Genomic DNA, 24162 nt, shown 5'->3' on the forward strand with positions numbered 1-24162 from the left:
CGGGGAGAGGGTGCAAACACCAATCCCCTTCTCGTTCTGAGAAGGGGATGCTTTTATTTCCGGTATAACACTTTGATGATGTGGTAACCAAACTGCGTGTGCAGCGGGCCGGTTGGCTCGAGCAGCGGGCAGGAGAACACCACTTTATCGAACGCCGGAACCATCTGGCCCTGACGGAATTCACCTAAGTGACCACCTTTTTTGCCTGACGGGCAGGTGGAATGTTTTTTAGCCAGTTTTTCAAAGTCGCCGCCATTTTGAAGCTGCGCCAGAATTTCCTGGGCGAGTTTTTCTTCCTTAACAAGGATATGCAATGCTGCCGCGGTTTTTGCCATGATAGTGCCTTGAGTCAAATGGATTACGCTCGCTATACTACCACGCTGTTTTTCCCCTTCGTACCTATCTGAGCGACCATATGCGTTTAAACCCTGGCCAACAACAAGCCGTCGAATTTGTAACCGGACCCTGCCTGGTCCTGGCGGGCGCGGGCTCGGGTAAAACGCGTGTTATCACCAATAAAATGGCGTACTTGATCCGTGAATGTGGCTATCAGGCGAGGCATATCGCCGCTGTAACCTTTACCAATAAAGCCGCGCGTGAAATGAAAGAGCGTGTGGCTCAAACCCTGGGGCGTAAAGAAGCGCGCGGTTTACTGATCTCAACCTTCCATACTCTGGGGCTAGAAATCATTAAGCGCGAATACGCGGCGCTCGGGATGAAGTCCAACTTCTCGTTGTTTGATGACACCGACCAGACTGCATTACTAAAAGAGCTGACCGAAGGTTTGCTCGAGGAAGATAAGACCTTATTGCAGCAACTGATCTCAACGATCTCAAACTGGAAAAACGATCTGATGTCGCCTTCGCAGGCTGCGGCGCAGGCAAAAGGAGAGCGAGACCGAATTTTCGCTCATTGCTACGGCCTGTATGATGCGCATCTGAAATCCTGCAACGTGCTGGATTTTGACGATCTGATTCTGCTGCCGACGCTGCTTTTGCAGCGTAACGAAGAAGTGCGCGAACGCTGGCAAAACCGCATCCGCTATTTGCTGGTGGATGAATATCAGGATACCAACACTAGCCAGTATGAATTAGTGAAGTTGCTGGTTGGGGCGCGTGCGCGATTCACCGTGGTAGGGGATGATGATCAGTCGATCTATTCCTGGCGCGGCGCAAGGCCACAAAACCTCGTCCTGCTCAGCCAGGATTTCCCTGCACTTCAGGTCATTAAGCTTGAACAGAACTACCGTTCTTCAGGGCGTATCCTGAAAGCGGCAAACATTCTGATTGCTAATAATCCCCATGTTTTTGAAAAGCGGCTGTTTTCTGAGTTGGGTTACGGTACAGAACTGAAAGTCGTGACGGCAAACAGCGAAGATCATGAAGCTGAGCGCGTGACTGGCGAGCTGATTGCTCATCATTTTATCAATAAAACCAATTACAAAGATTATGCCATTCTCTATCGCGGGAACTTCCAGTCGCGCGTGTTTGAGAAGATGCTGATGCAAAACCGAATTCCTTATCGCATCTCAGGCGGAACATCATTTTTCTCACGCCCAGAAATCAAAGACCTTCTGGCCTATTTGCGCGTCCTGACCAACCCCGATGATGACAGTGCATTCATGCGTATTGTGAATACACCGAAGCGAGAAATCGGGCCAGCTACACTGCAAAAACTGGGTGCATGGGCGATGCAGCGTAACAAAGGCTTGTTTGGTGCGAGCTTCGACATGGGACTTAGCCAGACGCTTAGCGGGCGTGGTCTGGAGTCGCTACAGCGCTTTACCCATTGGCTGCGCGACGTGGCAACACTTGCCGAGCGAGAGCCAATTGCAGCGGTACGCGATTTGATTCACGGCATCGATTATGAAAGCTGGTTGTATGAAACCTCACCCAGCCAGAAAGCGGCTGAAATGCGCATGAAGAACGTCAACACGCTGTTTAGCTGGATGACGGAAATGCTGGAAGGATCGGACATTGATGATCCGATGACATTAACTCAGGTCGTCACGCGGTTTACGCTGCGCGACATGATGGAACGCGGAGAAAACGACGAAGAAACCGACCAGGTTCAGTTGATGACCCTTCATGCCTCAAAAGGGCTGGAGTTCCCATATGTATTTTTAGTGGGCATGGAAGAAGGGCTGTTACCGCATCAAAGTAGTATTGATGAAGATAATATCGAAGAAGAGCGTCGCCTGGCTTACGTCGGGATCACTCGTGCACAGAAAGAACTGACCTTTACGCTATGCAAAGAACGCCGTCAGTATGGCGAACTGGTGCGCCCGGAGCCGAGTCGTTTCTTACTGGAATTGCCACAAGATGACTTGCAGTGGGAAACCGAACGCAAGGTGGTATCGGCAGAAGAGCGGATGCATAAAGGCCAGAATAATGTTGCCAACATCCGTGAGATGCTGGCAAAAGCACGTAAAAACTGAGTTATTTGATGGCCAGAGGCCAGTGGACATAGCTTTGCCACAAGCTTTCCTGAGCCAGAAGTTCTGCACCGAGTGGATGACATTCCAGCCACTTTTCTGGCAGTTCAAGGATTAAGGTTTCACTTTCTACTTTCAGCGTGATTTCCGGCAGAATGTCATCCCGGCGGCGGCTGGCAAAAATAATCGCCAGACGTAACAGGCGACAAAGGTGTTCTGCAATTCGCGGCGGAACAGCATTTTGCTGGTGGAGAGAAGAGAGATCGACGGGGTTTGTCTGGTTTAACATTAGCGTCGAAAGCAGTTTTTTCTGCGCAGGGGTATAACCCGGAAGATCGAGATTCTTCACCAGATAGGCGGCATGTTGTGGCGCTTGTTTGAAATCGACACTCAGGCCAATTTCATGCAGTAATGCCGCGCTGTCGAGCATCTCGATACTCAGCGGTGTTAAATTCCAGGAGTCTGTTACCTGGGTTGCCAGCGAATGCGCAAGCTGCTGCACGCGCTCTGCTTGCCCGGTATCAACCATAAAACGACGCTGAACATTGCGTATGGTTCGGCTTCGAATTTCCTGGTTAACGGACAGATGAAGCATTCCGTAAACCAAACCTTCACGCAGTGCACCGCCCGCCAGAGTCATGCAATTAATTGAAAGCTCTTCAAAAATTGCAATCAAGATGGCAAGGCCGCTTGGAAACACCAGTGCTCTTTCGAGCGTCAGACCTTCAATTTCCAGCTCTTCGAGCCGCCCACATTGAATCGCTCTTTGCTTCAATTGCTGAAGTTTTACAAGCGTAATGCGTTCGTCCATGCCCTGCGCCATCATGATTTCTTGCAATGCTTGCACGGTGCCAGAAGCCCCGACACAGACCTTCCAGCCATGATGCTTTAAGCGATCGCAAATCGGCCTGAGAACTTCTTTTGCAGCAGATTCTGCGGCATCAAAGTTTTCTTTTGCCAGATTTCGGTCACTGAAAAAGCGCTCGAGCCAGGTCACACAACCCATGGACAAGCTAAACAGAGCCGTGGTTTGTGCACCGCTGCCGGTCACGAGTTCTGTACTGGCACCGCCGATATCAACCACTAAGCGTTGATCTGCGCCACCGGTCGTGTGAGCCACACCTTGATAAATAAGGCGAGCTTCTTCTTCACCATGAATAATTTGCACCGGACAGCCGAGGATTTTTTCAGCCTGCTCGATGAATTCATTGGCATTGGTTGCCAGGCGTAGTGTCGCGGTGGCGACAACACGAATTTGCGTCTGAGGAATATCTTGTAGACGTTCAGCAAATAAGCGCAGGCATTGCCACCCGCGCTCCATCGCTTCGCGTGAAAGCATATTATCGCTGCTTAAACCCGCAGCCAGGCGTACTTTCCGTTTAATCCGTGCAAGGGTTTGTATGCTCCCTGCCACCTCACGTACAACCAACATATGAAAGCTATTTGAGCCTAAATCAATTGCAGCATACAGCGAGGTGGAGCTGAGCATAAAATTTTAACCTGTGCGACGACGATTACCACGGGAGGCGCCACCATTACGGCGAGGACCGTTACCCGGACGGGCACGAGTCAGACGCTTCGGTGGAGGAAGTTCGCTTAACAGTGCTTCAGTTTTGTACTTACTGACTGGGATTGAGTGGCCGATATAGGTCTCAATGGCAGACAGGTTTAATGCGTAATCTTCACAGGCAAGGCTGATGGAATGCCCGCTTTCACCTGCACGACCGGTACGGCCAATGCGGTGAACGTAGTCTTCGCAATCATCCGGTAAATCGTAGTTGAAAACGTGAGTCACTAACGGGATGTGTAAACCGCGAGCGGCAACATCGGTTGCAACCAGAATATCAAGATCGCCACGGGTGAACTCTTCAAGAATGCGCAGACGTTTTTTCTGTGCAACATCACCGGTCAACAGGCCAACACGATGTCCATCTGCGGCAAGGTGACCCCAGATATCTTCACAACGGTGTTTGGTGTTAGCAAAGATGATTGCGCGATCTGGCCACTCTTCTTCGATAAGCGTCTGCAGCAGGCGCATTTTTTCTTCGTTAGAAGGGTAGAACAGCTCTTCTTTGATGCGATGACCAGTTTTTTGTTCCGGTTCAACTTCCACATATTCCGCGTTGTTCATCTGCTCGAACGCCAGTTCACGCACACGGTAAGATAATGTGGCGGAAAACAGCATATTCAGACGTTGGGTAACAGGCGGCATGCGACGGAACAACCAGCGGATATCTTTAATAAAGCCCAGATCGTACATACGATCGGCTTCATCCAACACCACAACCTGAATTGCACCTAAGTTAATGTGGTTTTGTTTGGCGTAATCAATCAAACGGCCAGTTGTGCCGATAAGAATATCAACACCGCTTTCCAGTACTTTAAGCTGTTTGTCGTAGCCATCGCCACCGTATGCCAGGCCGAGTTTCAGGCCGGTCGATTGGGCAAGTGGCTCTGCGTCAGAGTGAATTTGCACTGCCAGTTCACGAGTCGGCGCCATGATTAAGGCACGCGGCTGGTTCACCTGGCGATTCTCTGGAACCGGGTGAGAGAGTAAATAATGGAACGTTGACGTTAAAAACGCCATCGTTTTGCCAGTACCGGTTTGCGCCTGCCCTGCAACGTCACGATTCGCTAGTGTCAGCGGTAGTGCCAGTGCCTGAATTGGGGTGCAGTTATGAAAGCCTTTGTTTTCAAGGGCTTCAATCACCTTAGGGTGTAGGGCGAAGTCGGAAAACTTCTGTTCGGTCAAATGTGTTTTGCTCATAGTGTGGTAGAATATCAGTTTACTATTGCTTTACGAAAGCACATCCGTTGAAATAAACGGGGTGAAATAAAGTCACCCTGAGTTGGTTAATGCTACACCAACAAGGTAGACATAATCCTGCGGAGTAGAACATGAGCGATAAAATTATTCACCTGACTGACGACAGTTTCGACACGGACGTGCTAAAAGCTGATGGGTTGATTCTGGTTGATTTCTGGGCGGAGTGGTGTGGTCCATGCAAGATGATCGCCCCGATTCTTGATGAAATCGCTGATGAATATCAGGGCAATCTGACCGTTGCTAAACTGAACATCGATCAGAACCCGGGCACGGCGCCGAAATACGGTATCCGTGGTATCCCAACTCTGTTGCTGTTCAAGAACGGTGAAGTGGCTGCGACCAAAGTTGGTGCGCTGTCTAAAGGCCAGTTAAAAGAGTTCCTCGACGCTAATCTGGCATAATGGAATCTCAGCCGGTGCGTGCGGGTTCGCAATTTTTTGTGAGCTGCTGGACGCCCGGCGTCAGTCATGCTAAGTTACTTTTACTGCATTTTGAACTTGTCTTGTAGTTTGAATCTTTGTAATACCCAATGCTTCCAGTTAACTTTCACTAAGACGCTGTTTTACAGTGAACATACGGTCGCAAAATCGATTTCGGGCGTATCACCCATTCCGTCGTGTCGTTTCAGTTCTGCGTTTTTCCTATGACCAGACAGCGATAAGACATGTGGTGGTGGCCATTAAACAGGCATGGATGATCCTGCCATACCATTCACGATACATGTTCGAGATTTACCCCGAGTTTAAGAACCCACCATTATGAATCTTACCGAATTAAAGAATACGCCGGTTTCTGAGCTGATTACTCTCGGCGAAAATATGGGGCTGGAAAACCAAGCCCGTATGCGCAAGCAGGACATTATTTTCTCCATCCTGAAGCAACATGCGAAGAGTGGCGAAGATATCTTTGGTGACGGTGTACTGGAGATATTGCAGGACGGATTTGGTTTCCTCCGCTCTGCAGACAGCTCCTACCTCGCCGGTCCCGATGACATCTACGTTTCTCCCAGCCAAATCCGCCGTTTCAACCTCCGCACAGGGGATACCATCTCCGGTAAGATTCGTCCGCCGAAAGAAGGTGAGCGTTACTTTGCACTGTTGAAAGTTAACGAAGTTAACTACGACAAGCCGGAAAACGCGCGTAGCAAAATCCTGTTCGAAAACTTAACCCCGCTGCATGCGAACTCTCGTTTACGCATGGAACGTGGTAACGGTTCTACCGAAGACTTAACCGCTCGTGTACTGGATCTGGCATCGCCAATCGGTCGCGGCCAGCGTGGCCTGATTGTGGCACCGCCGAAAGCCGGTAAAACCATGCTGCTGCAAAACATCGCGCAAAGCATCGCCTACAATCACCCTGATTGTGTGTTGATGGTTCTGCTGATTGACGAACGTCCTGAAGAAGTGACCGAGATGCAGCGTCTGGTTAAAGGTGAAGTTGTTGCTTCTACCTTTGATGAGCCAGCTTCTCGCCACGTTCAGGTCGCTGAAATGGTTATCGAGAAAGCGAAGCGTTTGGTTGAGCATAAGAAAGACGTCATCATTCTGCTCGATTCCATTACCCGTTTGGCTCGTGCTTACAACACCGTCGTACCGGCTTCCGGTAAAGTGTTGACCGGTGGTGTGGACGCTAACGCCCTGCATCGTCCAAAACGCTTCTTCGGTGCAGCACGTAACGTGGAAGAGGGTGGTAGCTTGACTATCATCGCTACGGCTCTGGTTGATACCGGTTCTAAAATGGATGAAGTTATCTATGAAGAATTTAAAGGTACCGGCAACATGGAACTGCATCTGGCGCGTAAAATCGCTGAGAAACGTGTGTTCCCTGCTATCGACTATAATCGTTCTGGTACGCGTAAAGAAGAATTGCTGACGACTCAGGAAGAACTGCAGAAAATGTGGATCCTGCGTAAAATCATCCACCCAATGGGTGAGATTGATGCGATGGAATTCCTCATCAATAAGCTTGCGATGACGAAAACCAACGAAGACTTCTTCGATATGATGAAGCGCTCGTAAGCAACAAAAAACTCGGGGAACGCCACGCTTAGTCGTGGCGTTTTTCTTTAGTGGTATATACGATATAGAATCGACTATCACGGTTAAGCATCAACCGTGGCAAAGGATGCCATGAAGTTATTAGCAACAACGTGTGGACAGCGTTGTTTAAATAATAAACGGGTTGTTCAAGGATTCGATGTATATAACCATTGGACTGGGTAAACTTTGATTGAGTACACCTTGACCTTTTATTTTGCAGAGAGCTTGCACTGTGAATTTAATCACCGCTGGAACTGACCTGGTAAGTATTTTTTTATTCACCACCGTGTTTCTTTTCTTCGCTCGTAAAGCGGCGAAAAGAATCGGCCTGGTCGATAAACCTAACTTCCGCAAACGCCACCAGGGACTCATTCCTTTGGTTGGAGGCATTTCTGTTTATGCCGGGATCTGCTTTACCTTCCTGATTGCCAATTATTATATTCCGCATGCATGGCTCTATTTGACCTGTGCCGGGGTACTGGTGTTAATCGGTGCTCTGGATGACCGTTTTGATATCAGTGTAAAAATTAGAGCCTCGATTCAGGCATTAATTGGTATTGTTATGATGGTTGTCGGAAAATTATATCTGGTCAGCCTTGGGTATATTTTTGGTTCCTGGGAAATGGTACTTGGCCCATTCGGTTATTTTTTAACCTTGTTCGCGGTTTGGGCTGCAATAAACGCTTTCAACATGGTTGATGGTATTGATGGTCTGCTAGGTGGGCTGTCTTGCGTATCCTTTGCCGCAATGGGAATCATCCTTTATTTCGACGGACAATTGAGTCTGGCAATGTGGTGCTTTGCAATGATTGCCGCCATTCTGCCGTATATTCTTTTAAACCTCGGGATACTGGGTCGCCGCTATAAAGTCTTTATGGGTGATGCGGGCAGCACGCTCATTGGCTTTACCGTGATCTGGATCTTGCTGGAAACCACGCAGGGTCAAACCCACCCAATTAGCCCAGTCACTGCCTTGTGGATTATTGCCATTCCTTTAATGGACATGATTGCCATCATGTACCGCCGGTTACGCAAAGGTATGAGCCCGTTCTCCCCAGACCGTCAGCACATTCATCATTTGATCATGCGCGCAGGGTTTACTTCTCGTCAGGCTTTTGTGCTTATCACAGCAGCTGCAGCGTTACTTGCGAGTATTGGTGTCGCGGCAGAATATATTCATTCTATTCCTGAGTGGGTAATGTTGGCATTATTCTTGCTTGCATTTGTTCTATATGATTATTGCATCAAACGTGCCTGGAAAGTGGCTCGTTTTATAAGACGTCATAAGCGTCGGCAACGTAGAAACAGCGGTAGCATTTCTTAATTCTGAATGTAATTGGGGAAGTGATGAAACAAAACGTGCCAGGAAGTAACCCGGGAATGGTAGACAACGAGTTGGACATTCGTGGTTTATTCCGGACACTTTGGCAAGGCAAGTTGTGGATTGTAGGTGTGGCAGCGTTGTTTGCGGCTGTCGCGCTAATCTATACCTTCTTTGCTAAGCAGGAGTGGAGTGCTAACGCGATAACTGATCGCCCGACAGTGAATATGCTGGGCGGTTATTATTCTCAGCAGCAATTCCTGCGCAATCTTGACCTCAGAGCCAATATGCTGCCGGTCGATCAACCGTCGGTGATGGATGAAGCTTACAAAGAATTCATCATGCAGCTGTCTGCCTACGATACCCGTCGTGATTTTTGGCTGCAAACTGACTATTACAAACAACGTCAGGTCGGCAACAGTAAAGTTGATGCCGCGCTGTTAGATGAAATGGTTGATAATATTCAATTTACAGCTGGCGACATCACCCGTAATACCAGTGATAGCGTGAAGTTAATTGCTGAAACTGCTGCGGATGCTAACAACCTGCTGCGTCAATATGTCGCTTTTGCCAGCCAGCGTGCGGCAAGTCATCTTAATGAAGAACTGACGGGGGCCTGGGCTGCTCGTACTGTTCAGATGAAAGCGCAAGTTAAGCGCCAGGAAGCTGTCGCGAAGGCAATTTTTGACCGCAAAGTTCACAGTATTGAGCAAGCGCTGAAAATCGCTCAACAGCAAAATATCTCTAAAAGTGAAACAGAAGTTCCTGCCGACGAGTTACCCGATTCCGAAATGTTCATGTTAGGACGTCCTATGTTGCAAGCACGCCTTGAAAGCCTGCAAGCAGTAGGTCCAAACTATGACATCGACTACGACCAGAATCGAGCCATGCTGTCGACGCTGAATGTTGGGCCGACGCTTGACGCTCGCTTCCAAACCTACCGCTATTTACGTACCCCTGAAGAGCCTGTGAAACGTGATAGTCCGCGCCGGGTATTCTTGCTTGTCATGTGGGGTATGGTTGGGGCCCTGATTGGTGCTGGTGTGGCATTAGCCCGCCGTCCAAAATTGTTATAACGCCCTTACCCGGTGAAAGCTCGATGGACGGCTTTCACCTTTTTTAATTAAAGAGAATTGCTGTGAAAGTGTTAACTGTTTTTGGCACGCGCCCGGAAGCTATTAAAATGGCTCCTCTGGTAGATGCGCTGGCAAAAGATCCGTTTTTTGACGCAAAAGTCTGCGTGACAGCCCAACATCGCGAGATGCTGGATCAAGTGCTGAATCTATTTTCCATCGAGCCGGATTATGATTTAAACATCATGAAGCCAGGACAAGGTTTATCGGAAATTACCTGCCGAATTCTCGAAGGATTGAAGCCGATTCTTGAGTCATTTAAGCCTGATGTTGTGCTGGTGCATGGCGATACGACGACTACGCTTGCCACGAGCCTGGCTGCATTTTATCAGCGTATTCCAGTTGGACATGTTGAAGCGGGTCTGCGTACTGGCGACCTGTATTCTCCGTGGCCAGAAGAAGCGAACAGAACAATTACCGGGCATCTTGCGATGTATCATTTTGCCCCGACAGAAAATTCCCGACAAAACCTATTACGTGAAAACATCAGCGACAATAAAATTTTCGTCACCGGTAACACGGTGATTGATGCGCTGATTTCGGTCCGTGATCGCGTCTTTGCCGATGATAATTTGCGTAGCTCTTTGGCGCAGTGTCACCCGTTCCTCGATAGCAGCAAAAAACTGATTCTGGTTACCGGCCACCGTCGCGAGAGCTTTGGCGATGGCTTTGAGCGTATTTGCCGCGCACTGGCTGAAATTGCTAAAGAAAACAGCGATGTTCAGATTGTTTATCCTGTGCACCTGAATCCGAATGTGAGCGAGCCTGTGACGCGTATTCTTGGGGACGTCAAAAACGTCGTGTTGATTGACCCGCAGGAATATTTGCCATTTGTCTATTTAATGAACCATGCCTATCTGATTCTGACGGACTCAGGTGGCATCCAGGAAGAAGCGCCGTCGCTGGGTAAACCGGTGTTGGTGATGCGTGATACCACGGAGCGCCCGGAAGCCGTTGATGCGGGTACTGTTCGTTTGGTGGGGACTGATACTCAAGAGATTGTCCGCCAGGTCACGCGTTTGTTGAAAGACGAAAACGAATATGAAGTGATGAGTCGGGCACATAATCCTTACGGTAACGGTAAGGCCTGTGAACATATTTTGGCTGCATTGAAGAAAAATCAGGTGACACAACAATGAGTTTTGCAACCATCTCTGTGATTGGTCTTGGCTATATCGGATTACCTACTGCGGCAGCATTTGCTTCTAAACAGCAACACGTCGTCGGTATTGATATCAACCAACATGCGGTAGACACCATAAATCGTGGCGCTATTCATATTGTTGAGCCTGACCTGGATAAGGTGGTTAAAACTGCTGTTGAAGGCGGTTTCTTACGCGCCAGTACGCAGCCAGTTGAAGCTGATGCTTTCTTGATTGCGGTGCCTACACCGTTCAAAGGCGATCACGAACCGGATATGGTTTTTGTCAAAGCCGCTGCAGATTCCATTGCACCCGTTCTGAAGAAAGGGGATTTGGTTATCCTGGAGTCAACGTCGCCGGTGGGTTCCACCGAGCAGATGGCACAATGGCTGGCCGAACTTCGCTCTGACCTGACTTTCCCTCATCAGACGGGTGAAGCAGCAGATGTTAATGTTGCTTACTGCCCGGAACGCGTCTTGCCAGGCCAGGTAATGGTTGAACTCATCAAAAATGATCGGGTTATTGGTGGTATGACGCCGGTTTGTTCCGCGCGAGCCAGCGAACTGTACAAGATTTTCCTCGAGGGTGAGTGCGTGGTGACCAACTCCCGCACCGCTGAAATGTGTAAGCTGACAGAAAACAGTTTTCGCGATGTGAATATCGCCTTTGCTAACGAACTTTCATTAATTTGTGCGGATCAGGGCATCAATGTCTGGGAGTTAATCCGCCTCGCTAATCGTCACCCGCGCGTCAATATTTTGCAGCCGGGTCCGGGCGTAGGCGGGCACTGTATCGCGGTTGACCCATGGTTTATCGTCGCGCAGAACCCTGAACAGGCGCAGCTCATCCGCACTGCGCGTGAAGTTAACGACAACAAGCCACATTGGGTAATCAATCAGGTGAAAGCGGCTGTTGCAGACTGTTTAGCTGAAACCGGCAAGCGCGCCAGCGAAATCACTATCGCCTGCTTTGGACTGGCCTTTAAGCCTAATATTGATGATCTGCGTGAAAGCCCGGCCATGGAAATCGCTGAGCTTCTCAGTTCCTGGCATAGCGGTAAAACAATGGCCGTTGAGCCAAATGTCCATCAACTGCCAAAAGCACTCGTAGGCCACTGCGAATTAGCCACGACTGATGAAGCTCTGGCTCAAGCCGATGTGCTGGTGATGTTGGTTGATCACCAGGTCTTCAAAGCAATCCCAGGTACGCAAGTCCAGCAGCGCTGGATTGTTGATACCAAAGGAGTCTGGCGCTAGTTCTCGCCAGGCGCAGATGAAGCCGATGACGCCTTGCTCTGTACCCGTTCAAGCAAGAATTGAATCTCTCGACTGGGAGAATCAATTCTTTGCGTTGAATAGCGGAATTCTTCGTTTTGAAGATGACGCGCCTTTGCTGACCCCACAGCACCTTGATGCCTATGCCCGCGTGCAGGCAAAAATCCCTACCCAGCAGACCCTCCTGCTTGATGGTTTGCAGCAACTGGGTTTTAAACTGGTTGAAGGGGAAGTCGATCTTGCGCTGAAAGTTGGCACGCAACATGCTCCATCTTCTGTAGAGCCTGCCACCCATGCTGATATTCCTGAGTTGCGCAGTTTAGCCGCCAACATCTTTACGCAAAGCCGTTTTCGTACACCATGGTATCAGCCAGGTGACAGTGGTCGTTTCTACGCGCAATGGGTTGAGAATGCCGTGCGAGGTACTTTTGACCATGAGTGCCTGTTACTGAAAAACGGCGATGCGATACAAGGCTTTGTGAGCATGCGTCAGCTAAATGATGATGAAGCTCGTATCGGCTTGCTGGCTGGTCGTGGTGTTGGTGCTCAGCTGATGAATGCCGCCTGTGTCTGGTCTCAGCAACGGGGTATCCAAACGCTTCGCGTGGCTACGCAAGTCAGTAATACCGCAGCTCTGCGACGCTATATTCAAAGCGGTGCCACAATTGAAAGCACCGCCTTCTGGTTATACAGGTGAAAAAATGATCCCATTTAATGCTCCTCCAGTAGTAGGTACGGAAATCGAATACATGCAGGCTGCGATGGGTAGCGGCAAGCTTTGCGGCGATGGTGGTTTCACGCGTCGTTGCCAGCAATGGATGGAGAACCGCTTTGGCTGCAAAAAAGTGCTGCTCACTCCTTCCTGTACGGCATCACTGGAAATGGCTGCGCTGTTGTTAAATATTCAGCCCGGTGATGAAGTGATTATGCCGAGCTATACCTTTGTCTCTACTGCTAACGCGTTCGTCCTGCGCGGTGCAAAAGTGGTGTTTGTTGATATTCGTCCGGACACCATGAACATTGACGAAAAGCTGATTGAAGCGGCAATCACTGAGAAAACTCGGGCAATTGTTCCGGTTCATTACGCCGGTGTGGCCTGTGAAATGGACACCATCATGGCGATTGCCAATAAACATAATCTGTTTGTGGTGGAAGATGCGGCGCAGGGCGTCATGTCGACCTACAAAGGCCGTGCGTTAGGGACAATTGGTCATATCGGTTGTTTCAGTTTCCATGAAACCAAAAACTATACGGCTGGTGGCGAAGGTGGTGCGACGTTGATTAATGACCCGTCGCTTATCGAGCGTGCGGAAATTATTCGCGAGAAAGGCACTAACCGCAGTCAGTTCTTCCGCGGACAGGTTGATAAATACACCTGGCGTGATATTGGTTCCAGCTATTTGATGGCTGACTTGCAGGCAGCCTACCTGTGGGCACAACTGGAAGCGGCTGAAAAGATTAACCAACAGCGACTGAAGCTGTGGCATACCTACTATGATGCGTTGACGCCACTGGCTAAAGCAGGGCGTATTGAACTGCCTTCAATTCCAAAAGACTGTGTACAGAATGCGCACATGTTTTACATCAAACTGCGTGATATTGACGATCGCAGTGCGCTGATTTCCTGGCTGAAAGAGGCAGAAATTCTGGCGGTGTTCCATTACATCCCATTACATGATTGCCCGGCGGGTGAGAAGTTTGGTTACTTCCACGGCGAAGACCGCTTTACGTCTCAAGAAAGCGAACGCCTGTTACGCCTGCCACTGTTCTATAACCTGTCTCCTGCGAATCAACGTACTGTTATCAATACGTTGTTAAGCTTCTTCTCCTGATATGTCACTTGCTAAAGCTTCAGTGTGGACCGCAGGGTCCACACTGGTAAAAATTGCTGCCGGTTTACTGGTAGTGAAGCTGCTTGCTGTGGCTTTTGGCCCGAGTGGGGTCGGCCAGGCGGGAAACTTCCGTCAAATGGTCACCGTATTGGGTGTGCTTGCAGGGGCGGGTATCTTCAATGGCGTGACAAAATACGTCGCGCAATATCATGATCAGCCCGAGCAATTACGTAAGGTCATTGGCACGTCGTCAGCGATGGTATTGGGCTTCTCGACGCTTTTAGCCATTATTTTTGTTGTGGCGGCAAAGCCGATCAGCTTTGGCTTATTTGGACATGAAGATTATCAGGGGCTGGTGCGCCTGGTGGCGTTAGTCCAGATGGGTATTGCCTGGGCTAACTTATCTTTAGCCATCATGAAAGGGTTTCGTGATGCTGCAGGTAACGCGCTGGCGCTGATTGGCGGCAGTATTATCGGTGTGGTGGCGTACTACTTTTGTTACCGTCTGGGCGGTTATCAGGGGGCGTTGCTAGGGCTTGCATTGGTGCCTGCACTGGTACTGATCCCTGCTGGCTTCATGTTGGTTCGCCGTGAGCACGTCCCGTTCAGTTACCTGAAACCGCAGTGGGACAAAGTATACGCCAGCAGTCTGGGCAAATTTACCCTTATGGCGCTGATAACGTCAGTCACGTTGCCGGTAGCTTACGTCATGATGCGTAACCTGCTTGCCGCTCACTACAGTTGGGATGACGTCGGTATTTGGCAGGGGGTGAGCAGTATTTCAGATGCCTATCTGCAATTTATCACCGCTTCGTTTAGCGTCTATTTGCTGCCAACACTTTCCCGCTTAACCAACAAAACCGATATCAGTCGAGAAATTGTTCGTACGCTGAAATTCGTACTCCCCGCAGTGGCTCTGGCAAGTTTCACCGTCTGGCTGTTGCGTGATTTTGCTATCTGGCTACTTTTTTCGCATAAATTCATTGCGATGCGCGATCTCTTTGCCTGGCAACTGGTGGGAGATGTGCTGAAAGTGGGCTCGTACGTATTTGGTTATCTGGTGATAGCGAAAGCCTCGCTTCGCTTCTACATTTTGACTGAAATCAGCCAGTTCGCATTATTGACCGGTTTTTCACATTGGCTTATACCTGCGCATGGTGCTCTGGGGGCCGCGCAGGCTTATATGGCAACGTACATCATTTACTTCACGCTCTGTTGCAGCGTTTTTCTCATTTATCGTAGACGAGCATGACGACACTGATTCACGTTTTGGGATCGGATATCCCGCATCATAATCAGACAGTACTGCGTTTCTTCAATGACGCTCTGGCTGTCTCACATCCGCATGCACGCCAGTTTATGGTGGTGTCGAAGGACGACGCTTTGCGTTCTGCTTTTCCTGCGCTCGCCGTAACGCTTTATCCCAACAAAAAAGCGCTGGCGCAGGCTGTAGTGGAAAAAGCGCGAGCTAATCGCCAACAACGCTTTTTCTTCCACGGCCAGTTTAACAGTGCACTGTGGATTGCTTTGTTGACCGGGGGTTTGAAAGCCGCGCAGACGTACTGGCATATTTGGGGCGCCGATCTTTACGAGGCCTCGAAGAGCCTCAAGTTCCGGGCCTTTTACCTGCTGCGTCGCATCGCGCAGGGCCGTGTCGGACGAGTGTTTGCTACGCGCGGCGATCTGAACTATTTCCATGAACGTCACCCTCAAGTACCGGGCGAGCTTATCTATTTCCCCACTCGAATGGACATCTTGCCTGAGAGTAACGCTTGCGAAGAGACTCAATCAGGGAAGATGACGTTGTTAGTCGGAAACTCCGGCGATCTCAGCAATGAACATATTGCCGCGCTGAAAGCGATTCACGCCCAGTTTGGCGACACGGTGCGCGTCGTGGTTCCGATGGGATATCCCGCTAACAACGACGCCTATATACATGAAGTCCAGCAAGCGGGACGCGCGCTTTTTAGCGAAGAGAACCTGCAAATCCTGACGCAAAAAATGGACTTCAAGGAGTATGTGGCTTTGTTGCGTCAGTGCTCTCTGGGGTATTTCATTTTTGAACGTCAGCAAGGAATCGGTACGCTTTGTTTGCTGATTCAGGCGGGGATCCCTTGCGTGCTGAGTCGCAAAAATCCTTTCTGGCAGGACATGGCAGAGCAGCATATTCCCGTGTTGTTTACCGGCGATCCGCTCGATGAGTCGATAGTGCGCGAAGCGCAGCGTCAACTACGCTTACTGGATAAGCAACAAATCGCCTTCTTTAATCCCAATTACATTGATGGCTGGAAACGGGCACTGGAAATGGCATCAGGAGAAACCGCATGAGTTTGCTGCAATTTGGCGGTTTGTTTGTGGTCTGGTTTATCTCGGTGATGTTCATTGGCATTTTAACGTACCAGGAATTCCGCCGGGTGCGTTTCAATTTTAATGTGTTCTTCTCACTGCTGTATTTGCTGACGTTTTTCTTTGGCTTCCCGTTTACCTGTACGCTGGTGTTTCGCTTTGGTGTGGCGGTGGTGCCGGCAGATGTGTTGCTTCAAGCACAGCTCGCCGCCGTGTGTTTCTACGGCATCTACTATGTTGCCTACAAAACGCGACTACGCGAGAAGCAAGCCTCAGCGGTGCGTCGCCCTGTCTTTACCATGAACCGTGTCGAGACTCATCTCACCTGGGTAATGCTGATGGTGGTGGCGCTGGTCAGCGTCGGCATCTTCTTTATGCATAACGGGTTCTTGCTATTTAAGTTGCACTCATATAGCCAGATATTCTCAAGTGAAGTGTCGGGTGTTGCGTTAAAGCGCTTCTTCTACTTTTTTATTCCCGCCATGCTGGTGGTCTATTTCCTTAAACAAGATGGACGAGCCTGGCTGTTTTTCCTCGTCAGTACCGTGGCGTTTGGTCTGCTGACCTACATGATTGTCGGAGGGACACGCGCCAACATCATCATCGCCTTCGCCATCTTCTTGTTTATCGGCATTATTCGCGGTTGGATATCGCTCTGGATGCTGGCAGCAGCAGGGGTCTTTGGCATTGTCGGTATGTTCTGGCTGGCGTTGAAGCGCTACGGCCTGAATGTCAGCGGCGATGAAGCGTTTTATACCTTCTTGTATCTGACCCGCGATACCTTCTCTCCATGGGAAAATCTCGGGTTACTGCTACAAAATTACGACAAAATAGAGTTCCAGGGGCTGGCACCGATCTTGCGTGATTTTTATGTCTTTATCCCAACCTGGTTATGGCCTGGCAGGCCGAGCATCGTTCTGAACAGTGCGAACTACTTTACCTGGGAAATTCTCAACAACCATTCAGGTCTGGCGATTTCACCAACCTTAATTGGCTCGCTGGTGGTGATGGGTGGTGTGTGGTTTATCCCGCTGGGCGCCGTAGTGGTGGGGCTCATCATTAAATGGTTCGACTGGTTATATGAATTGGGCAATCGGGAAACCAACAAATATAAAGCTGCCATTTTGCATAGTTTCTGTTTTGGGGCGATCTTTAACATGATTGTTCTGGCGCGAGAGGGGCTGGACTCCTTCGTTTCACGTGTGGTGTTTTTCCTGATGGTATTTGGCGTCTGTCTGATGCTGGCGAAACTGCTCTACTGGTTATTTGAAAGTGCAGGGCTGATACGTCAACGGTTTCGGCGTTCACCGCAACTTGTCTCCAGCACCCAAAATGCATCACAAGGAATATCATGAGTCCACTGACTTCAGCACCTTCATACGCTATTCGTGGCCTGAATCTTCTGGGCTGGCGTGATATGCAGCATGCTCTGGATTACCTCTACGCAGGAGGTTCGTTGCGTAGTGGAACGCTGGTGGCGATTAATGCCGAGAAAATTCTTGCCGCAGAACGTGAGCCAGAAGTGCGTGCGTTAATCGAAGAGGCGGAATACAAATATGCTGACGGTATTAGCGTGGTGCGTTCTATTCGTAAAAAATTCCCTGGTGCGGTTGTATCGCGAGTGCCTGGCGCTGATCTCTGGGAAGCGCTGATGGAGCGAGCGGGCAAAGAAGGCACGCCGGTTTTCCTCATCGGCGGCAAACCAGAAATCCTGGCGCAAACAGAAGCGAAACTGCGTAAGCAGTGGCAGGTGAATATTGTCGGCAGTCAGGATGGTTACTTCCAGGCGCAACAGCAGGCGGCGTTGTTTGAACGTATCCGTGACAGTGGGGCGGCGATTGTGACGGTCGCGATGGGATCGCCACGTCAGGAAATCTTTATGCGTGATTGCCGTGAGGTGCATCCTGATGCGTTGTATATGGGTGTCGGCGGTACCTATGACGTGTTTACGGGCCACGTGAAGCGTGCACCAAAGGTATGGCAGAACCTGGGTCTGGAATGGCTTTATCGCTTGTTGTCGCAACCGAGCCGTATCACGCGCCAAATAAAACTGCTGCGTTATCTGGCCTGGCATTACACCGGCCGCCTTTAATAACTCTCTTTACCGGCAGATAAAGTGAGTTTGATGGGTTAAATTGGCTGGATAATCATCAGAATGTGCAAAGCATGAGCAAATGCGCATTTTATTGAAATAAGCACTAGACAGGTGAGCATGAAGCCCGTAATATCCGACCCCGCAACGGCGCTACGCGCCCGTAGCTCAGCTGGATAGAGCGCTGCCCTCCGGAGGCAGAGGTCTCAGGTTCGAATCCTGTCGGGCGCGCCATCTTGAAGTTAAGAAGGGCGCTGGAGCTGCGGCGATACTTATTTTTAAGAAGTAGACCGCGCAAAAAGATTTTCAGTGGTGGCTATAGCTCAGTTGGTAGAGCCCTGGATTGTGATTCCAGTTGTCGTGGGTTCGAGTCCCATTAGCCACCCCATTAATTTAGTGATATTGCGAAGGTGGCGGAATTGGTAGACGCGCTAGCTTCAGGTGTTAGTGTTCTTACGGACGTGAGGGTTCAAGTCCCTCTCTTCGCACCATCTCTAAGTTAAGCAATACGAAGTAGTAGTAAAAGCAGTATTTCGGCGAGTAGCGCAGCTTGGTAGCGCAACTGGTTTGGGACCAGTGGGTCGGAGGTTCGAATCCTCTCTCGCCGACCAAATTCAAGAAAACCCAATCGAAAGATTGGGTTTTTTTACGTCTGTAGTTTGTAGAGGATGAGAATCTCCGAATGAGGTTTGAGCCGAGCGCAGCGAGACAACGTTGCTTTAGCAACGGCCCGAAGGGGAATAATCCTCTCTCGCCGACCAAATTCAAGAAAACCCAATCGAAAGATTGGGTTTTTTTACGTCTGTAATTTGTAGAGGATGAGAATCCGTAGGTCGGATAAGCGCAGCGTCATCCGACACCCTCGCGAAAACAGTCCATCTCAATCCCAGTCTCTTATTCGCGACATTCCTGCTTTTATTGTCGCCGTTTGGTGACTCATAACTCATTGATATAAATGATTAGTTTTTATTTGTCTGTTTATATGTCTCTAAATGGAGACACTCATGCTAACCATCCAGAGTCTATAAACAGTCAGCGCTACGGTAGTAATGATTCACATAACATTCTGATAAAAAAGAAATTATATCGTCATATTAATTATGAATACAAAGCTGGCACGCATCGTGCAATAATATATGTGTAGATGCTCATTCCACTTCTTATGTTTGCTTAGGCTTCATAAACCCAGGAATGACGCAGAGCCGATTTACGGTGCTTATCGTCCACCGACAGATGTCGTCTTTAAGACCTCATCCAACACCATGGACATAACGTTGAGTGAAGCACCACTTAGTTGTCATACAGACCTGTTTTAACACCTGCCCTATGGCAGGTGTTTTTTTTTGCACCAAGGAAGTGAAAGCGAGAAAGGGAAAGGGCGAAAGATTTCGCCCTTAGGGACTACGGATTAGGATTATTTTGCAGAGTTAATAGCAGGCCGTCACGACGCATGGTTGCGGCTTCTTCAGGTTGATGAAGACGATCCAGACAATCTGCCAGCCAGGCATAATCAAAGGCATCAGGACGCTGTTTAATGGCTTCGCGGAAAGCCTCGCATGCAGGTTGCCATTCACCGTGCTTCATCAGCAACTGACCCAACGTGCTGTACAACAACGGACGATCACCCTGAGTTTTGATTTGCTGGCGAAGGGCTTTCTCCAGTTGCTCCGGATTGCCAGATTTCAAACGTGGCATCAGCAACACCAGGCGCTCATCAAACTGACGTTTCAGGCCATCGAGGATGATTTCCTGCGCGGCATCATGATCGTCGCATTCAATCAAATGCTCCGCCATCGCCACCTGCAGCACCGTTTCGTGGCGCGTTTTACGGCTTTGGTTTTTCCACCATGCTTTCAGGCCATCATTACCTTGATCAGCCATCGCCTGATCCATCAAACCAATCCATGCCTGGCGTTGAAGCGCCGCCCGATGGGTTTCATCACCCACCTGAACTTTGTCCATTGCTGGCAAAATATCAAGCAGTGATCCCCACGCTCCGGTACGCACATAGGCCATTTCAGCCAGACGCAGAACTTCCGGATGACGTGGAGCCGTTTCGAGTAATTTATCCACCCCATGGCGAGCAGCGTGATTCTCATTACGAGCCAGTTGCAGGCGCACGCGAGTAATTTCAACTGGGAGCTGATTGTTGTCAGCCAGTTCTGCCGCACGTTCGAGATGTTGATTCGCCCGGATTTCATCTCCGCGTTGTTGTGCCGCTTCTGCTGCCAGCAAATAGTTCACCACAGGCTGTTCAGCGTGGTCGGCATTTTTCAGCATCAGTTTCTCAACTTGCTGATAATCACCTTCTGCCAGTTTCAGCAATGCCGCTTTGGTTTGCTTGCGTGCACGACTGCTTTTACGCCCGACAAACCAACCGCGAGTACGAGCACCGGTGCGGAAAACACGGCGCAGTATCCATTCGATGGCAAACAGCACCACCATGCTCAAGATCAGAATGATCACCAGACCTGTGACACTGGTTTCCACGTTGTAATTGTCAGTCTGGATCAGCACATAACCCTGATGACCCGCTAACATCGGCCCGAGGACGATCCCGGCGATCAACAACAGAAAGAGTAATAAGACTTTGATCATGCTTATTCCCCTTGTGTCGGTGCAGGAACCGGAGCGGGCGCAGGTTCAGTTGTTGCTGGAGCCGGTGCTGCTGAACCCGCAGCAGGCTGAGCCAGTAAGTTGCGCACCCGAGTCTGCATCAGTTTTTCCAGCAGCGGCTGGCTTTCCAGCGTTTGTGGCACGTCCATATTGATGCTTTGCTGGCTCAGCGAATCCAGTTCATCGAGGAACGCTTTGGTCACGCTGTCGTTGGTATCGTAATAAGCACGAACCCAGGTGGAGACGTTCTCCAGCGACTGTTTATACGTTTCATCCTGATGACGTGGTACGGCTTGCGCGGCTACCAGCAGACGCGAGCGGATATTCTCACGCAGATAAACATCCTGGTTTGGTGCCAAAAGCGGAACTGCCGTTTCATCACGGCGGCGGATAGTAATGAAACTATCCATAAAGTTGTGCCAGCTTTTGGTCAAGTTTTGACGCCATTCCGTGACGGTACTTGATAGTTCGTTACCATCAGAGTCCATCGGCGTGTCATCGGTATTATTATCCGCCAGACGCAGGTTATCGACTTGATTAGACAGCTGATTGAGCTTAAGGATAATCCCGTCGTAATCGACCTGAGTAATAGAGGAAAGTGCCGCAATGTCATCCGTCAGCGCACGGCGAGCTGCAAGCAGACTCGGGTCATTCATGTCAGCAAGGCTGGCATCCGCACTTTTCAACAGTGCGGCTGCGGTAGTGACATCCTGATCGCTCCACAGTTTCCGCCCGGCTAGTTTTACCAGGAAATCAGACTGCGCTAACAACCAGGTTTTCGCATCACTGCCGGAAATCGTCGCCACTTTTTGCTGAACTTCATCGAGCTCACGCGCCAGGTTAGCTTGTTGGCGATTCGACTCATCCAGAGCAGCCGCTTGCTGCTTGATTGTCGTTTCCAGCGATGATTGCTGCTGTTCTTGCTGCTTTTGTAGGGCAGTTAACTGTGTTGCGAGTGCATCGGTATTAGCATTTTGCGCTGCCGCCTGATGTTTACCATAACTGTAAAGACCGCCACCCAGCGCCAGGGCAATAGCGATGGCGATAGCACCCAGAGCAATTCCGGCCATACCAATACGATTTTTTTGTGGTGGCTGTTCTGGAAGTGGAGTGCTTTCCACCGCAGGTGTGGTCTCTTCAACCATGGCGGAGGTGTTTTGTTGTTCCGTCATTGTGGCGTCCCATATTATTTCCCCTTCATACTTCAAGTTGCATGTGCGTTGGCTTTACTCGTTCACCCCAGTCACTTATTTGAGTAAGCTCCTGGAGATTCGCTGCGCCGCCGCCTTACTGCAACTCGAATTATTTTGGGGAGTTGATTTATTGTAACGCGCGAAGTAGCGCGTCATTGTCTGCGTTATCGGCGACCCGAATATCTTTCCAGCCCAAATCCCGGGCAAGGTCTGCCAGACGCTCACTGACAACTAAGAGCTGGCAGTGGAGTAACCAGTTTTTTCGATACCATTCGGGAATGAGCGCATAAAGTTGCTGTAGCATTTCACCGCTCGTCACGACCAGCGTTGAAATCCCACGCTCGCGCCAGCGAAAGGCTTCTTCTGTTCCGTCATAAATTCTGGCACTTCTTTGGTAACATTCGCAGAACGTCACTTCTGCACCGCGTTCTGTCAGCGTTTCGCCCAACAGTTCACGTCCACCGTTGCCGCGCAAAATGAGTGCTCGTTTCCCGGCAACATTCTGTAATTCAGGTAATTGTAGCAACACTTCCGTCGTTTCCCTGTCTTGCGGATAACGAACTGGCAAATGGCTAACGGTATGAAAGGCTAATGCAGTGGTACGCCCAATTGCAAACCAGGCAAGATTTGCAGGCCATGACATCGCATTTTGGCTTAATTGTGGCTGGGCATACTGTATGACGTGCTGCGACAGGACGAACACCAGATCGCCCGGGCTAAGACCGGCGAGCAGAGTCGGCAGTTTGTCCAACTGCCGGCCTGGGGAAAACTCGATGAGAGGGAAGCTGTAAGCCACCTGCCCCAGTGCGCGCAGTCTGCTCACTAACTCGTCCCCAGCGGGAGAAGGGCGGGTGACAAGGATCGTCATGCAGGAGCATCTCCGTCATAAACGGCCGCCAGGATTTCACGGGCGCCTTTATCAAGCAGTTCTTCCGCAAGAGAAATACCCATGGCTTCGGCATCTTCTGGTTTACCACGGCGTTCACCGCGAACCAGGATTGAACCATCGGGCGCACCCACTAATGCCCGCAGCCACAGCTCGCCATTATTTAACTCAGCATAGCTGCCGATTGGCACCTGACATCCTCCTTCAAGACGCATGTTCATGGCACGCTCAGCGCTGACGCGAATCGCAGTTTCTTCATGATTAAGCGACTCGAGCAACTCCTGAGTCCGGATATCGTCAAGGCGACACTCGATGCCGACAGCGCCCTGGCCCACCGCGGGTAAAGAAACTTCCGCAGGCAAGGCGTAGCGGATGCGCGATTGCAATTCGAGGCGGTTAAGACCGGCGACGGCAAGAATAATCGCATCGTAGTCACCGTTATCAAGCTTACTCAAACGGGTGCCGACGTTGCCGCGTAACGAACGAATCACTAAATCCGGGCGACGCTCGGCAATCTGACACTGGCGGCGGAGGCTTGATGTGCCTACAACGCTGCCTGCTGGCAGTTCATCGAGATTGGCGAAATTATTGGAAACAAAGGCGTCACGCGGATCATCGCGCTCGCAGATGGTGACCAGGCCAAGCCCTTCAGGAAATTCGACAGGTACATCTTTCATTGAATGCACTGCGATATCTGCACGCCCTTCAAGAAGAGCGAGCTCTAATTCTTTGACAAACAATCCCTTGCCACCGACTTTCGCCAGCGGTGTATCAAGAATGATGTCGCCACGCGTAACCATTGGCACCAGTTCAACCATGAGCTGGGGGTGGCTCGCCATCAGGCGTTGTTTGACATAATGTGCTTGCCAAAGTGCTAATGGACTTTGGCGAGTGGCAATTCTTAATACATTGTCTAACATTGCTAGTTACCGTAATTATCGTCCCTGACCATCCTACCACTCTTCACGGAAGGCTGTCAGTTTCAACGGTTTTTCGGAAAAGAGGGACGTCTTTCGTATTATGGAAT

At 50.0% G+C, this 24162-nt stretch carries 20 protein-coding genes, 4 tRNA genes and 1 other RNA gene; 18 read left to right on the forward strand and 7 right to left on the reverse strand.

The annotated features are described in order from the left end of the window. Window positions 1-53 precede the first annotated feature (53 nt). Window positions 54-335, reverse strand: a complete 282-nt coding sequence (gene ppiC, locus WBL83_RS12160; protein ID WP_424589394.1) for a peptidylprolyl isomerase PpiC — start codon at window positions 333-335, stop codon at window positions 54-56. An 80-nt stretch (window positions 336-415) separates the two neighbouring features. Here ppiC and rep point away from each other — a divergent pair, with 80 nt between their 5' ends. Next, window positions 416-2437: a DNA helicase Rep gene (gene rep / locus WBL83_RS12165; RefSeq protein ID WP_424589395.1), complete on the forward strand. Its 2022-nt coding sequence runs from the start codon at window positions 416-418 to the stop codon at window positions 2435-2437. Between the two features lies 1 nt (window position 2438). Here the strand turns inward: rep and gppA are convergent, their stop codons facing one another. Both gppA and rhlB read right to left on the reverse strand, forming a co-directional pair. Continuing rightward, window positions 2439-3923: a guanosine-5'-triphosphate,3'-diphosphate diphosphatase gene (gene gppA / locus WBL83_RS12170; RefSeq protein ID WP_424589396.1), complete on the reverse strand. Its 1485-nt coding sequence runs from the start codon at window positions 3921-3923 to the stop codon at window positions 2439-2441. A gap of 6 nt (window positions 3924-3929) precedes the next feature. Then, window positions 3930-5201: an ATP-dependent RNA helicase RhlB gene (gene rhlB, locus WBL83_RS12175; protein WP_139883121.1), complete on the reverse strand. Its 1272-nt coding sequence runs from the start codon at window positions 5199-5201 to the stop codon at window positions 3930-3932. A gap of 131 nt (window positions 5202-5332) precedes the next feature. On the opposite strand from rhlB, the gene trxA reads away from it, so the two are divergent. The 17 genes from trxA to WBL83_RS12260 all read left to right on the forward strand — a co-directional run bounded on the left by trxA (window position 5333) and on the right by WBL83_RS12260 (window position 19201). Next, the gene (gene trxA, locus WBL83_RS12180) at window positions 5333-5662 is read left to right on the forward strand and encodes a thioredoxin TrxA (RefSeq protein ID WP_034461718.1); all 330 of its coding nucleotides are present in this window, start codon (window positions 5333-5335) and stop codon (window positions 5660-5662) included. Between the two features lie 357 nt (window positions 5663-6019). Further along, on the forward strand, window positions 6020-7279 hold the full coding sequence (gene rho / locus WBL83_RS12185; RefSeq protein ID WP_034461716.1) for a transcription termination factor Rho: 1260 nt from the start codon (window positions 6020-6022) through the stop codon (window positions 7277-7279). 253 nt (window positions 7280-7532) lie between these two features. Beyond that, entirely contained in the window at window positions 7533-8624 is a 1092-nt protein-coding gene (wecA, locus tag WBL83_RS12190) for a UDP-N-acetylglucosamine--undecaprenyl-phosphate N-acetylglucosaminephosphotransferase (protein WP_424589397.1), read from the forward strand. 23 nt (window positions 8625-8647) lie between these two features. Then, window positions 8648-9697, forward strand: coding sequence for an ECA polysaccharide chain length modulation protein (gene wzzE / locus WBL83_RS12195; RefSeq protein WP_424589398.1), 1050 nt, complete (start codon window positions 8648-8650; stop codon window positions 9695-9697). Window positions 9698-9759: 62 nt separating this feature from the next. Next, window positions 9760-10893, forward strand: coding sequence for a non-hydrolyzing UDP-N-acetylglucosamine 2-epimerase (gene wecB, locus WBL83_RS12200; RefSeq protein WP_424589399.1), 1134 nt, complete (start codon window positions 9760-9762; stop codon window positions 10891-10893). Then, window positions 10890-12152 carry a UDP-N-acetyl-D-mannosamine dehydrogenase gene (wecC, locus tag WBL83_RS12205; protein WP_424589400.1) on the forward strand — a complete coding sequence of 421 codons (1263 nt, stop codon included), beginning with the start codon at window positions 10890-10892 and terminating at the stop codon, window positions 12150-12152. The genes wecB and wecC overlap by 4 nt, the downstream gene beginning before the upstream one ends. Window positions 12153-12177: 25 nt before the next feature. After that, window positions 12178-12867: a dTDP-4-amino-4,6-dideoxy-D-galactose acyltransferase gene (gene rffC, locus WBL83_RS12210; protein ID WP_424589429.1), complete on the forward strand. Its 690-nt coding sequence runs from the start codon at window positions 12178-12180 to the stop codon at window positions 12865-12867. 4 nt (window positions 12868-12871) lie between these two features. Next, complete coding sequence (gene rffA, locus WBL83_RS12215) at window positions 12872-14002, forward strand: dTDP-4-amino-4,6-dideoxygalactose transaminase (protein WP_424589401.1); 1131 nt, start codon at window positions 12872-12874, stop codon at window positions 14000-14002. 1 nt (window position 14003) lies between these two features. Continuing rightward, the gene (gene wzxE, locus WBL83_RS12220) at window positions 14004-15254 is read left to right on the forward strand and encodes a lipid III flippase WzxE (protein ID WP_424589402.1); all 1251 of its coding nucleotides are present in this window, start codon (window positions 14004-14006) and stop codon (window positions 15252-15254) included. Continuing rightward, on the forward strand, window positions 15251-16330 hold the full coding sequence (locus tag WBL83_RS12225; RefSeq protein WP_424589403.1) for a TDP-N-acetylfucosamine:lipid II N-acetylfucosaminyltransferase: 1080 nt from the start codon (window positions 15251-15253) through the stop codon (window positions 16328-16330). Before wzxE ends, WBL83_RS12225 begins: the two co-directional genes overlap by 4 nt. After that, complete coding sequence (wzyE, locus tag WBL83_RS12230) at window positions 16327-17703, forward strand: ECA oligosaccharide polymerase (protein WP_424589404.1); 1377 nt, start codon at window positions 16327-16329, stop codon at window positions 17701-17703. Before WBL83_RS12225 ends, wzyE begins: the two co-directional genes overlap by 4 nt. Beyond that, window positions 17700-18440 carry a lipopolysaccharide N-acetylmannosaminouronosyltransferase gene (gene wecG, locus WBL83_RS12235; protein WP_424589405.1) on the forward strand — a complete coding sequence of 247 codons (741 nt, stop codon included), beginning with the start codon at window positions 17700-17702 and terminating at the stop codon, window positions 18438-18440. The genes wzyE and wecG overlap by 4 nt, the downstream gene beginning before the upstream one ends. Before the next feature lie 157 nt (window positions 18441-18597). Beyond that, window positions 18598-18674 (forward strand) — tRNA-Arg (locus WBL83_RS12240). A gap of 78 nt (window positions 18675-18752) precedes the next feature. Next, a tRNA-His gene (locus WBL83_RS12245) sits at window positions 18753-18828 on the forward strand. Between the two features lie 16 nt (window positions 18829-18844). After that, window positions 18845-18931: transfer RNA gene (locus WBL83_RS12250), tRNA-Leu, on the forward strand. Window positions 18932-18974: 43 nt separating this feature from the next. Beyond that, window positions 18975-19051 (forward strand) — tRNA-Pro (locus tag WBL83_RS12255). Between the two features lie 36 nt (window positions 19052-19087). Next, a non-coding RNA gene (locus WBL83_RS12260) (RtT sRNA) lies at window positions 19088-19201 on the forward strand. 640 nt (window positions 19202-19841) lie between these two features. Here the strand turns inward: WBL83_RS12260 and hemY are convergent. The 4 genes from hemY to hemC form a co-directional block, all read right to left on the reverse strand. After that, window positions 19842-21038 (reverse strand): protoheme IX biogenesis protein HemY, encoded by a 1197-nt coding sequence (gene hemY, locus WBL83_RS12265; protein ID WP_424589406.1) that lies wholly within the window; start codon window positions 21036-21038, stop codon window positions 19842-19844. A gap of 2 nt (window positions 21039-21040) precedes the next feature. Then, complete coding sequence (hemX, locus tag WBL83_RS12270) at window positions 21041-22228, reverse strand: uroporphyrinogen-III C-methyltransferase (RefSeq protein WP_424589407.1); 1188 nt, start codon at window positions 22226-22228, stop codon at window positions 21041-21043. Window positions 22229-22376: 148 nt separating this feature from the next. Further along, window positions 22377-23117 carry a uroporphyrinogen-III synthase gene (gene hemD, locus WBL83_RS12275; RefSeq protein ID WP_424589408.1) on the reverse strand — a complete coding sequence of 247 codons (741 nt, stop codon included), beginning with the start codon at window positions 23115-23117 and terminating at the stop codon, window positions 22377-22379. Then, the gene (gene hemC / locus WBL83_RS12280; RefSeq protein ID WP_424589409.1) at window positions 23114-24055 is read right to left on the reverse strand and encodes a hydroxymethylbilane synthase; all 942 of its coding nucleotides are present in this window, start codon (window positions 24053-24055) and stop codon (window positions 23114-23116) included. Before hemC ends, hemD begins: the two co-directional genes overlap by 4 nt. Between the last annotated feature and the right edge of the window lie 107 nt (window positions 24056-24162).

The sequence above is a fragment of the Buttiauxella sp. genome, assembly GCF_049686335.1.
In the GTDB taxonomy this organism is placed as follows: domain Bacteria; phylum Pseudomonadota; class Gammaproteobacteria; order Enterobacterales; family Enterobacteriaceae; genus Buttiauxella.